This window comes from Acidovorax sp. ACV01 (assembly GCF_014851495.1).
In the GTDB taxonomy this organism is placed as follows: Bacteria; Pseudomonadota; Gammaproteobacteria; order Burkholderiales; family Burkholderiaceae_C; genus Acidovorax; species Acidovorax radicis.
Genome location: NZ_JACUZT010000005.1, coordinates 336,217 through 348,283 on the forward strand (window position 1 = coordinate 336,217; position 12,067 = coordinate 348,283).

Sequence of the window (12,067 nt, forward strand, 5' to 3'; positions counted from 1 at the left end):
CAGCAGAATTCACTCCATTTTCGGTGGTTACGTTTTGAGATACTCTCGTAGGCAAGACTAGAGGGGGGAGACGCCCTTCTCAAAGGAAAAGCATATTTCTGAGGCAGTGCCATGTGCGTGGCACAGTCCGCTGCAGTTGGCCCTCTTCTTGTGGCCGGTCTTGAGTACGCGGATCTACCAGGGAGGATTTGGATGTTGAGGTGTCGTCGGTGCACGGTCGCTGCTGCGGGGGGGCCATGATTGAGCCTTCTGATCTTGAGACCCTCGAGATCGTCCCCGATCCTGTGTCTCTCATCGAGTCCATGCGCGCGGTTGGCTATACGACCGAGTCCGCGATCGCCGACCTGGTTGACAACAGCATCTCCGCGGAGGCGGAGCATGTCGAGATCGAGTACGACGCGACAGGTGAGCCTTACGTCGCGATTCTGGATGATGGTCGTGGAATGAGCGCGCCTGAGCTGACTCAGGCGATGCGCCACGGCAGCAGAAACCCGGTGGATCTCCGCCATCCGAACGATCTGGGGCGTTTCGGTCTCGGCCTCAAGACAGCGTCCCTATCGCAGTGTCGGGTGCTCGCCGTGGTCAGCAAGCAAGGGGGAGGGCTTTCCGCTCGGTGCTGGAATCTTGACGTCGTTCAAGAATCGGGGCGATGGCTGGTCGTGGTTCCGTCTCCCGAGGCCCTTCGAAAATTGCCCATGTACGGCCGGCTCGACGCTTTGGACAGTGGGACTTTGGTCGTCTGGCAGGACTTTGATCGACTGTCGGCGGGCTCGACCAATCTGGCGCGGGAGTTCACGACGAAATTCTCGGGGCTGCGGGAGCACCTTGCTCTGGTGTTCCACCGCTTCACATCCAAGGAAGATGGAGTGTCGCAGGTCTCGATCAAGCTGAATGGCCTAGCGTTGCCTTCCCGAGACCCATTCATTCACGGCAACAGCTACCGACAGCCGCTGGAGGGTCAGGTCATTCGTCACGAGCGTGGGCCGGTCCGTGTTAAGCCACATGTCCTGCCACCAGTCTCGCATCTGTCTCAAGACGACATCGAGACTGCCGGAGGGCTGGAGGGGCTTCGAGGAACGCAAGGCTTCTATGTGTATCGCAATCGTCGCTTGGTGATATGGGGCACATGGTTCCGCCTTGTTCCGAAGCAGGAGTTTTTCAAGCTGACGCGTGTTCAGGTGGACATTCCGAACACATTCGACGATCTTTGGTCGCTTGACATCAAGAAATCTGCTGCGCAGCCGCCCGAGTTCATCCGGAACCGGCTGACTGAGCTGATTCCGCACTTTGCCGAGGCAAGCAAGAGGACTGTCACGTATCCTGGGCGCCGTACTGGCACTGCCGCCTACGTGCCTGTTTGGAGCCGCTCAGAGCCCGGTCATGGAAGGTTTCGGTATGACTTGAATCGGGATCATCCTGCGCTCATAGCGCTGGCCGGCGAAATGGATGCTGGTCAGCGACGTCAGTTGGATGTCCTTCTCGAGCTGATCTCTTCAGCGCTTCCGCTTGATGGCATCTACGCCGACATGTGCTCTGACAGACGCAGTCGTGTTGACGACCATGCGCTGGAGTCACTGGTGAAACTTGCGTCGCGTCTTCAAGAGACGACCCGGATCGAGCTCTCGGCAATCCTAGATACCGATCCATTCATCCGCCATCCTGGTCTCCGCGACAAGATCATCCAAAAGATTCAATCATGAACATTGACCCCTACGTCACCGCAGTCGGCCTTATTGGCGAAAACGATCTGACGGACGAGTTGCTTACCAAGGTGCTTGCCATGCTGCGCGTTTGGTCGCCTGACATCGACGATGCGACGATTCAGGGCGTCAAGAGGCAACTGGAGTCGTCCAAGGGCGTTAGTCACTCCGTGGGGCAGGGCCTTCACGGAGGAGATATCGCTCCATGGGTGCTGGATGTGAAGGCCTCCATCACTTGGCACTACTGGGACGCATATGTGAAGCAATTGCGAACCAAGAATTTCGGAAACGAGGTCATTCGGGTTCTGGATCAGGACACAGAGAATATTCTTACCGAATGTGGCAATCCTCAGGAATCGGGTCCTTGGGTTTCCAAGGGATTGGTTATGGGGGATGTCCAATCCGGAAAGACCGCGAGTTATTGCGGTCTCATCAGTAAGGCTGGCGATGCTGGGTACAAGATCATTGTGCTCTTGACTGGCATGATTGAGGATCTCCGTGCGCAGTCTCAGGAGCGGCTGGACGAAGGATTTGTTGGTCGCGACAGCCGCAAACTTCTGACCAAGGATCGCTCTGACACACCGATCGGGGCAGGCCGGTTCTCGACAAAGAGGCCCAATGTCCTCACCTCGATCGACTCAGATTTTCTGAAGGCCAATCAGGCCGCACTTGGTGGCATCCCGCTAGGGAATATTAGCGAGCCCGTACTTCTTGTTATGAAGAAGAACGTTTCTCCGCTCTCGAATCTGATCGAGTTTCTCGACTCGCAGATGAAAAAGGGCGTCAAGCAGCTGGACCTCCCGCTTCTGATTGTCGATGACGAAGCGGACAACGCATCGGTGAATGGTCGCAAGGATGAGGAGCCTGCGGCGATCAACAGCCTTATCCGCAAGCTGCTCGACCGCTTTTCCAGGGCATCCTATGTCGCATACACAGCGACGCCTTTCGCCAACGTGCTGATCAATCCGGATATCGAAAAGGATCTGTTTCCGGCGAACTTCGTCTATTCGCTCGAGACACCGAGCAGTTATCTTGGGGTCACCAGCTACTTTGGCGACGACGCGCCGCATGCCGACGCTGTCCAGGAGATTCATGACGCCGAGAAGCTGCTGCCCTACACGCACAAGAAGGATCGTTCAGTAACAGGACTGCCTGAGTCCCTGAGGGACGCCCTGGCAGTCTTCCTGCTGACTTGCGCTGTTCGCGACGGCCGTAAGGAGCCGTTGCGCCATCGCTCGATGCTGGTCAACGCATCAAGATTCACCGATGTTCAGGCTCGTATCGCTACGCTTCTCAAGAACGAGCTTTACGCGCTTGCTGAGGACATCAAGCAGTATCTGTCGAGCGATACCCTTTGGGCGAATCATGCACGTCTTGCCAAACTGCATGAGCTGTGGATAACACACTATCCCGATGTAGGTATGGAGTGGGATGAGGTGCGGCAAACGCTCTACGAATCGATTTCCTCGGTGAAGGTCATCACGGTCAACCAGAAATCCGATGAGTCGGAAAGGCTCAACTACTCGCTCTACGAAAAGTCGCGCTATGGTCGCCGCGTCATTGCGGTGGGGGGGCTGACGCTGTCGCGTGGGCTTACCCTAGAAGGGTTGTGCATCAGCTACTTCTACCGCAACTCCAAGGCCTACGACACGCTGCTGCAGATGGGGCGGTGGTTTGGCTACCGACCCGGCTATGACGACCTCTGTCGCATCTGGGTTGATCCATTGGCAAAGGGCTGGTACGCGCATCTTGCCGAGGTTGTCACGGAACTCCGGCGAGACATCAGTCGAATGCACGCCCAACGACAGCCTCCGAGTCGATTTGGCATGCGCATCCGTTCACATCCGGATGCCCTGATCGTGACGGCACTCAACAAGATGCGGAATGCCAACGAGGTGCGCGTTGCCGTGTCGTACAGCAGCTTCGGCGCTGAAACTCCGCTACTTCCGGAAAGCGCGGACCGCAATGACAGGAATCTGAGTCGGGTCAAGGATTTCACTGAAGGCTTGTCAGCTGCGACTCTTAAAGGAAGTCGCATGTGCTGGAGCGGCATTGAGAAGAGTCAGATCTCGCGCTTCCTGGATAGCCTGGATATCTTGGAGATCAATACTCCGTTCATGAGGGACTCTGCAACAAAGTCTCGCCCGCTGATCGATTTCGTTTCTAGCAGTGCCGTGAAGGAGCTTGAAGAGTGGGATGTGTGCATTCCTCAAGGCACCGGCACAGCGTTGGAGAGTCTTGTTGTCATGGCAGGTGGGACATCCGCCATCAAGGTTCGACCGCGAACGCGCCAGTTCGAGCGAACGAGAAGGAACGTCGGCTTCCTTCGGCTGAACAAGCAGAGAGTCGGCGATGTGTCTGATGAACTCGTTGGATTCACACCAGAAATGAAGCTGCAGGCCGAGCAGGATTGGGAGCAGGAACGCGCACGGGATAAGAAGTTGGGAGCATCAGTGCCTGGCTATTTCTACCGCCGGTACCGTACAAGACCGCTCCTGACTATTCATGTCATCGAGCCAAGCGACCCCAAGCCCCAAAAGGCCGAGGATTCCGAAAAGCCAAAGAAGGACAGACTCAAGGCCATGTTGGCCGCCTCCGAGATCGAGCCGCGCTCGCTTGTGGCAATCTCGATTTCCTTCCCGAACTTTGACGGCTTTGAGAAGCCTGTTTATTACACGTTGAATAAGGTTGCGCTGCGTGAGGCCGGACTGCTCGAAGCAGACGACAACGATGACGACGAAGATTGAGGCTATCTGGGAGTCCGAGACGCGCCAGGCTGAAACACTTCCCATTGAGGCTGGAGCCTTTCGATTGACTAGACTCGGCGACAGGCTGGGTCACGATATCTATGCGGGGCTTGACGATGGGTTGCATGCGATTCTCGGACTTGGAGTTTCGATTCGGCCACCAGCAATCGTTCTCGAATCGGGAGCTCTCGACTACTTTCGTCGCCAGCGAGCGGATGGATCATGGTTGCTCGTTCTTCGCTTGAAGCGTAGAGGACTGGAGACCGTCTTCGGACGGCTCTGTCAGGACCTCGCTGACTCTGCATTGCTGGTGAAGACCGAGGACGCCTTAGTCGCACTCTTCGTGGAGCGGCTTCGTCTGTGGGAACGTCTTTTCTCTGGATCGGACGACGGACTACTCCCGAAGCACAAGATTCGAGGCTTGATTGGAGAATTGCTTGTCCTCGAGCGCTTGCTCGTCGCGCACTCTGCCTCCATTGGGGAAATTATTGAGTCATGGGTAGGGCCGCAAGGTCAGGATCAGGACTTCCGACTTGCCGAACAGTCGATCGAAGTCAAGACGATCAATCCGGGAGCTAGGTCTGTTGGCATTTCGTCGCTTCGTCAATTAGCTGCGCAAGTCCCGCTGTCGCTTACCTTGGTAACTCTTGGTGCATCCGTCGCCAATTCCGAAAAGGCGGTCTGTCTCAACTCCCTAGTAGATCGGCTCGAATCCCGTATTGCCTCAGAACCTGCTTCGCTGTTGACATTCAGAGAACGACTTCTTGCCGCAGGCTACGTCGATCAAGAACGCTATGGCGAGGATTGGTTCGTTGCGGTGCGGGAAGATACCTTTGCAGTTACGGCCGGATTTCCCAAGCTTGTACCTTCGGACGTCGTTCCAGCCATTACGGGTGCCACCTATGAACTTGACATCGCCGCGCTCAGCGGTTTTCGAGTGGAGTTCCCTGCGGCATGACTGACTTGGAGTTTTATTTGGAATTGAATCAGATGGTGGCCAGGCGAGCAGCCTCTGACCATCTGGTGGATGTACTCGCGTTCGTGCATGAGATTGCCGATCGGCTGGGGGACGATCCTGCGTTCGGGGAGTTCGTTCCAGCGGAGTTCTCTGGCTCAGCGACTCGGGGGAGACAACAGTTCCGAATTCACGGCTTCACGGCTTTCGATGAGTCGGATGGGAGCGTTGGACTGGTAGTGGGGCGATGGCTTGACGAGGACGAGCCCGAAACACTCATGACCGCCGCAGTGAACCAGCTTTCTGCCTATCTCGAGACGTTCGCCGAAGAGGCCCTGAACGAGTCGCTCTGCGAACGAATAGTTGAGTCGAACGGCGCATACGAGATTGCTCATCTGATGCAAAAGTCGAAGACTCGCATCTCGAGAGTTCGCCTTCACGTCATATCGAATCAGCCGTTGAGCTCGAAGTTCAAGGAGAAAATTCTTCAACCCATCGACGGCATTTCGATAGAGCAGCATGTTTGGGATCTATCTCGACTTCGCTCAATCTACGAGTCCGACCGCGAGCGCGAAGTCGTGACGGTGAGTATTGCCGACTTTGATGCGAGCGGAATCGAGTGCATGCGGGCCACCGGTTCTGAAAGTATTCAGTCCTATCTGTGCATAGTTCCAGCGTCACTTCTCGCGAACATCTTTGAGCGATACGGTAGTCGTGTTTTGGAAGGAAATGTGCGCTCCTTTCTCGGAATGAAGGGGGGGGTCAACAAGGGCATTCGGCGAACGATTCAGGACTCTCCGCACCTTTTTCTCGCTTTCAACAACGGGATCGCCGCAACAGCGGCCTCCGTCGAAGTAAGCGTCGTCAATGGGAGATCGTTCATCTCGAGCCTTGTCGATTTGCAGATCGTAAATGGAGGGCAGACGACAGCTAGCATTCTCAATGCACGAAAGAAGGACCGCCTGCCACTGGATGGTGTGAACGTCGCCATGAAGCTTACCGTTGTGGAGGCGGCAGGCGCCGACGACCTCATTCCAAAGATTGCGGAGTATGCGAACACGCAGAACAAAGTTGCTGTCGCAGACTTCTTCGCCAACCATCCGTTCCACCGGAAGATGGAAGAGATCTCGCGCCGACTGGTCGTTCCCTCGAGCGAGGCTACACGTATACGAAGCAAATGGTTCTATGAGCGTGCGCGAGGGCAATATCAGAACGAGCGGCTCTATCTCTCGGAGAAGAAGAAGCAGAATTTCGATCTCGAGTATCCGGCCGGACAGGTCATCAACAAGACCGACTTGGCGAAGTTCGACAGCGTCCTCAGTGAGAAGCCGCAATGGGCCAGCCTGGGTGTCCAGAAGAACTTCGTCAAGTTTGCGTCCCACTTTGAACCCAAGACCTCCGAGACAACCTCATCTGAGTATTGGACTGAAGTCAGTCCTCAGTATGGTGACGGCTATTTCCAGCGCATTGTGGCCGTCGCTCTGTTGTGGAAGAAGCTCGAGGCCATGATCTCAGCTGCTCGAAGCGACTGGTATCGAGGGGACTACCGAGCACAGATCGTCGCATATGGGCTTGCAATGCTGGTCCACGGAGCTCGCCGTTCGGGGCGAGAGCCGGATTGGGATGCAATTTGGAATGCCCAAGCGGTTTCCTCTGAACTTGAGGATGCAATGAGGGCGTCGGCTATCCTTGCTCAGACCGTGATTCTCACGCTGCCGGTGGGAGCCACGAACGCGGGTGAGTGGGCCAAGAAAGATGCATGTTGGGATCGCGCACGCGATGCGAGTCAAGAGCCGACGCCTGATTCCACGTGGCTTGTATCTCGCGCCGAAGCTCGCTATAAGCAAACCGAAGCTCGTAAGCAGGGGAAGCAAGACGATGTGATCGCCCTTCAGCGTCGAATGCTCGCACTCTGCGAGTCGGGATACTGGGCTGAATTGTCCAAGTGGTCCGGCTTGCATGAAATTGCAACCGAGGCGCAGCAAATGCTCGTTGTTCGGGCGAGCACGATTTCGGGCTTCATGAAGATAGGACTTGAAAGAGACTGGACGCGTCTGTCAGAGTTGGCGAAATCTTGCGATGAAGCGGGTTTCAAGCGCCCCATGGAAACCTTGAGTAAACAGCTCTGACAGGCAGGCGGCGCAATCCCCTGCTCATGCCAATTGACCCAGCGGGGCTGTTGCCGGCTTCGTTGACGCCAACTGAACTGCCCCGGGTCTGGTAATTGATTTCTGCGCAGAAGTGACCCACCATGCCTCGTCAGCTGAGTCGATCATCGAAGAAATCGTTGCCCTGACTCCAGCGGCCGTTGCCGAAGTACAAGCCGAATTGCCACAGGACTTCTCGCTACGTGTTCTTGACGCCATCCTGGGCGGGCTAGAGCAGGCGGCCCGAACACTCGGTGGGATGCCGCCGTAAGCGATAGAAGAGGGGGGGGGCGAGCGCGCTTGGATGTAGTGTCTCCATAGTTTGTGCGTCCGAATGGGTGTTGGTGTTGGAGTTACCCCGCTTCGGGATCACGGAGAAATCCCACCGGATGAACAGCCGTAGGAGTCTTTGCCCTGGTGTGCTGGGCTGCGCTTGCATGGATGGAATGGGTCGGATGTCCCTGGCACTCTGCGGAATCGGCGACAGGTGTCGCAGGATCGGAAAAGGAGTCATATGAGACCAGCCGCACAGACTCGCAAGGAGCGCGGGAACCAACAGGAGGCTGTCGATAGAGAAATCACCGACCGTGCTGCCCAGTTGATGAGGCAGGCGTTGTCGTTGCTGGAGAGTAGTGAGCCGATACGAAGGCTGTCTTTGGAAAATGGAAGCGACGAAGACCGCCTGTTGCGTTTGCCAGAGGTGCTGCGCTTGACGGGGATGTGCCGCTCGGCCCTTTACGACCAAATGGCGCGAGGGCAGTTTCCGGGTTCTATCAAGATCGGGCAGCGTGCGACCTCATGGTCAGCCAAGGCAGTACGAAACTGGATAGCGCAGCGTGCGGATGGTTTGTAGCCGATGGAGCACTGTGGAGCTCGCTGACGATGTGGTGATGGCATCTTGGGTTGCCCAAATTGATCGGTTATGGGCTTGTCTCCATCCACAGTTTTTCACGCGGCAGCTTATGGTGAACACGGTGGGGGAACAAACGGGGGAACAATTCAAAAAATAAAAAAGCGAAATCCAGATCTCATGCGGGTTTAAAGCTTTCATTCAATTGACGCCAGCCCAAGGGCGTCCACACTAATCCAGTGGACGCCCTTTTCCTTTGGTAAATCAAGGGCTTAGCGTCCATGGCCGTCCAGGCTTGCCCATCCCCAGCCAACGCAAACTGGGGGTGCAATTGGGGGTACAAATCGAGAAATCTGGTGAAATCGGTGTTGTGTACCCCCACTTCCCTCTTTCGAAAGGGGGTTGTCATAGGAGACTCTGTACCTGCAACCAAACAACCTCCTGAGCTCAGCCCTTGCCTTCAGCGCTTCGGTTTTTCGGGTGGTCGCGAGAAATTTTCGGAGTTGATTGCGAGGGGTGGTGATAGGTCGTCCGACTCTCAAAGCACCAGGTCGTCTCATCTACGGCGTGGGGAGCAGCTGTCCCTTTCTTGTTTTTGATCTTCGGTAGCTGATCGGTTATCAATGAATGGCTATGCTCCAAATGAGCTGGCTTCAGCTTCCATGGCGTCAACGTCCAGAAGTGAAAAAAATAGCCCGCACGAGGCGGGCTAAATCATTGCATCACTCGCACAGGGGGGGGCGGACCGCCGGATTTGACGGTAGGTGCATCCTAAGCCGGGTTTCGAACCGCGCACCAGGGGCGCAGCTTGCAATCGTGAAATAAGTCCGTATTGCCCAGATTGCTGAAGTGCCAACTGCGATGGCGCTGCAGGTTCCTCGCGTTTCGGCAGACGGATGCAGATGGCGTGGTGGTATTCGTCCATGTCCGGGGCTTGTTGAGCAGTTTGCCGCCATGAAGGCAGGTGGTTCAACGACTTCGTCTCTGCGCAATGGCGGTAAAGCACCGCGGCCGCCATGGATTGCTCCTGAAGAAGATCACAAAAATCGGCATGGGCTTGTGGCCCATTCTTTGGCGGACCAAGCGCATGTCTGAATGGCAACAGTTGGGGTGTGGGTTTTAGGGCGTCACGGGCCCGCCACCAAGCTACACGGGCACTTCATTGGTAATGCGGCGTGCAGGAGCCGCAAGGTTGTAGCTTCTTGTATCAATTCTTGAGCCGCAGAGGCTCGCGCTTCACAATCTTTCCTCGTTCAAGCCGGAGGCCACCATGCCAATGGAGTACTTAAGGGAGTTGGAGCGCGACGCGCTTCCCCTGATTGAATCGGATGTCGTCAACATCGACAAACTGCGTGTCTTGCGCGCTGCTGGAATGGTGGAGGTGCAGCTTCCGCCGGTTGATTCCCCCCACCAGAAAGCCCAGGTGCTTTACATCACCGGCCTCGGCTGTGCAACGCTGAGAGTCTACGGATCTCGTGTGAGAGCGCCCCGTCGGGAGCCACATTGTGATCTGGAGTCCTCCTACGATTGATTGCCAAGCCATGGCGATGCCCGGCAGCACCTGAGGCATTGGAAGAATCTGTCCTACAGATTGATGCGCTGCACAAGAAGTGCCGTAGTCGCAGGCCAAAAATACGATGAACGTTCCGTATTACTGGCGCGACCACACGAAAGGCGCATATGAGCAGTTGGTACAAATTGGCTCTGGGCAATGACGAACAGGCTTTCGATCCAGCTTTGCGGATCCAGCAGATGTTCATGTCAAAGTTTCTGATGTGCCCTCCAGGGTCCGGGAGGGCGCTTTTTTCTTGCTATGACAAAGAGCACGACAACCTCTGGTTGTATTTTTCGCCAGCGGCCGAAGACATTGCATTGCGTGTGTATGCAGAGCCTTGTGACCCGCCGACTGCGCTGGACTCCATCGGACTGCTGGCTGGGGAAGGTGATGCCTTGGGGGACAGACGAATTCCCAGTGCTGACCACAGCAGCGTAGCGCCCCACCTCGCAGGGGCGACCTCGCAGCTTTGGCCCGCACATGTCACTTAACTGGGGCTGTAGGCGCAGTCTTACGTCTACCCCCATGGGGCTCTGACATGGGCCTTGGCGGGCCCGGACCTTAATGTCCTGACGGGGCTTTTTAAAAGCCCAGCCTTTGGAGTACACCATGTTTTCCTTCCATCCAACGTCCCACCATCTCGAAGCTTGTCCCGAGGCCCCGTTGATGCAGATGGGTCAGCCCACTGACACACTCCTGCAGCGCCAGCAAACCGACAACCTGTCTCCTGACCGCAATGACGGCCACGGTCTGGAGCGGGAGTTGCAATTTGCAGACCTTGAATATCGAGAGCTGCAAGCAATGAGTTGAATGGTGTTGTGTCTGAAAACGGATTCGTATGGAAAAAAGCGATGTCAGTGCTGACGCTGCATATCCGGCCAGAGGGGACTGAGCAGTATCTGGCAAGGGTATTCGATGGAAAACTGCTGCTGGGCGTGCCCAGTTTGCACCCCGAAATAGACCAGGCGATCCAGGCGTATGGCCAGGGCGCAGGCTTTCCTGGCGTCACGGCGTTTGACATCTGGTACGGCGGTTGGAGTGTGGGCACCATACCGCTGAGCCAGATGCGTACCAGGGCCTCAGAGCTGGCAGACCGCTTGGTTGTTCTATCGGCCGTGTTGCGTTGAAATGCCCGGCTTGCCCCGTGGGCAGGCGCTGGGCAGTTGTCACACCATGCCGTGGCGGCGAAACAAAATGAAATAAACCGAAACTGCGTCGAGACCACATCGGCACGCTCTGTCGGCACCATCAGGGTCATGTTCAACACCGTCCATGAAAGGACTGCACCATGAAACCCTGGATCAAGAAAACCCTGGCGGGCATCTTCGGCGTCTCTATCGCGGTAGGCGGTTTGACGGCCTGCTCCAGCGGCCACCATCACCGTGGCCCGATGAGTGCCGAAAAGATGGCCGAAGTGCGTGGCAAGGTTGTCGAGCGGGTCAGCAGCAAGCTAGACCTGAACGATGCGCAAAAGCTCAAGCTCAATGTACTGGCCGACAAAATGGAGGCGCAGCGTACAGCCTTCATCGGCAAGGCTGCAGACCCCCGCGCAGAGATGCAGGCCATCGTGGCAGGTGCCACATTCGACCGTGTGCGGGCGCAGACGCTGCTGGAGGAAAAAACCCGCGCAGTCCAGGCCAATAGCCCTGAAGTGATCGGCGCATTGGCCGATTTTTACGACAGCCTGAACCCCGACCAGCAGCAGAAAGTGCGCGAGCTGATGCAGCGGCGCAAGGGCTGGATGGCGCGCGGCTGATGGCGGGGGGCTTTCACATGTCACCCACGCTGGAACCCATCCACCGCCTGGCACAGGGCGTGCGCAAACATGGGCCTGCGCTGCTGGCGGGCATGCCCGATCCCCACGATGAGTTGATGTCGCTGGTCTGGGGGCCGCGTTTTGACCGTGAACATGCACTGGGCCTGGTTGCCCGCCGGCCCGCAACGGCGGCCCAGACCTTGCCCGCTCTGTTGGCCGCCGCCGACCACTTTGACACACTCCATTCCGGCGCACAGGGCCGCCTTCGCAAGTTGATCGTGCGACACCGCGCATTGCGTGTGGTGGACTGTGCGGGAGGGGTGGCCCATGGAGCTAGCGCCTGACGGTGTGAGAATT

The 12,067-nt window shown here is 56.7% G+C and carries 9 protein-coding genes; all 9 read left to right on the plus strand.

Features of this window, described 5'->3' with window-relative positions; translation table 11 throughout:
* The first annotated feature begins 236 nt into the window (after positions 1-236).
* The 9 genes from IB243_RS16625 to IB243_RS16675 all read left to right on the plus strand — a co-directional run bounded on the left by IB243_RS16625 (position 237) and on the right by IB243_RS16675 (position 12,054).
* Positions 237-1,700, plus strand: a complete 1,464-nt coding sequence (locus tag IB243_RS16625) for an ATP-binding protein (RefSeq protein WP_225584991.1) — start codon at positions 237-239, stop codon at positions 1,698-1,700.
* Positions 1,697-4,447: a Z1 domain-containing protein gene (locus tag IB243_RS16630; protein ID WP_192428382.1), complete on the plus strand. Its 2,751-nt coding sequence runs from the start codon at positions 1,697-1,699 to the stop codon at positions 4,445-4,447. The genes IB243_RS16625 and IB243_RS16630 overlap by 4 nt, the downstream gene beginning before the upstream one ends.
* A complete protein-coding gene (locus IB243_RS16635; protein WP_192428383.1) occupies positions 4,431-5,405 on the plus strand; it encodes a PD-(D/E)XK motif protein in 975 nt (324 codons plus the stop codon). The genes IB243_RS16630 and IB243_RS16635 overlap by 17 nt, the downstream gene beginning before the upstream one ends.
* Positions 5,402-7,531: an AIPR family protein gene (locus IB243_RS16640; protein ID WP_192428384.1), complete on the plus strand. Its 2,130-nt coding sequence runs from the start codon at positions 5,402-5,404 to the stop codon at positions 7,529-7,531. Before IB243_RS16635 ends, IB243_RS16640 begins: the two co-directional genes overlap by 4 nt.
* A 619-nt stretch (positions 7,532-8,150) precedes the next feature.
* Positions 8,151-8,402 (plus strand): AlpA family phage regulatory protein, encoded by a 252-nt coding sequence (locus IB243_RS27460; RefSeq protein WP_192428471.1) that lies wholly within the window; start codon positions 8,151-8,153, stop codon positions 8,400-8,402.
* 2,161 nt (positions 8,403-10,563) lie between these two features.
* Positions 10,564-10,764, plus strand: a complete 201-nt coding sequence (locus IB243_RS16660) for a hypothetical protein (protein ID WP_192428386.1) — start codon at positions 10,564-10,566, stop codon at positions 10,762-10,764.
* Between the two features lie 41 nt (positions 10,765-10,805).
* On the plus strand, positions 10,806-11,081 hold the full coding sequence (locus IB243_RS16665) for a hypothetical protein (protein WP_192428472.1): 276 nt from the start codon (positions 10,806-10,808) through the stop codon (positions 11,079-11,081).
* A 161-nt stretch (positions 11,082-11,242) separates the two neighbouring features.
* On the plus strand, positions 11,243-11,710 hold the full coding sequence (locus IB243_RS16670) for a Spy/CpxP family protein refolding chaperone (protein ID WP_192428387.1): 468 nt from the start codon (positions 11,243-11,245) through the stop codon (positions 11,708-11,710).
* A 17-nt stretch (positions 11,711-11,727) separates the two neighbouring features.
* A complete protein-coding gene (locus IB243_RS16675; RefSeq protein WP_035198355.1) occupies positions 11,728-12,054 on the plus strand; it encodes a hypothetical protein in 327 nt (108 codons plus the stop codon).
* Positions 12,055-12,067 lie beyond the last annotated feature (13 nt).

Coding starts and splice junctions, on each gene's coding strand:
- IB243_RS16625 (WP_225584991.1), top strand. CDS start 237: ATGATTGAGCCTTCTGATCTTGAGACCCTCGAGATCGTCCCCGATCCT.
- IB243_RS16630 (WP_192428382.1), top strand. CDS start 1,697: ATGAACATTGACCCCTACGTCACCGCAGTCGGCCTTATTGGCGAAAAC.
- IB243_RS16635 (WP_192428383.1), top strand. CDS start 4,431: ATGACGACGAAGATTGAGGCTATCTGGGAGTCCGAGACGCGCCAGGCT.
- IB243_RS16640 (WP_192428384.1), top strand. CDS start 5,402: ATGACTGACTTGGAGTTTTATTTGGAATTGAATCAGATGGTGGCCAGG.
- IB243_RS27460 (WP_192428471.1), top strand. CDS start 8,151: ATGAGGCAGGCGTTGTCGTTGCTGGAGAGTAGTGAGCCGATACGAAGG.
- IB243_RS16660 (WP_192428386.1), top strand. CDS start 10,564: ATGTTTTCCTTCCATCCAACGTCCCACCATCTCGAAGCTTGTCCCGAG.
- IB243_RS16665 (WP_192428472.1), top strand. CDS start 10,806: ATGTCAGTGCTGACGCTGCATATCCGGCCAGAGGGGACTGAGCAGTAT.
- IB243_RS16670 (WP_192428387.1), top strand. CDS start 11,243: ATGAAACCCTGGATCAAGAAAACCCTGGCGGGCATCTTCGGCGTCTCT.
- IB243_RS16675 (WP_035198355.1), top strand. CDS start 11,728: ATGTCACCCACGCTGGAACCCATCCACCGCCTGGCACAGGGCGTGCGC.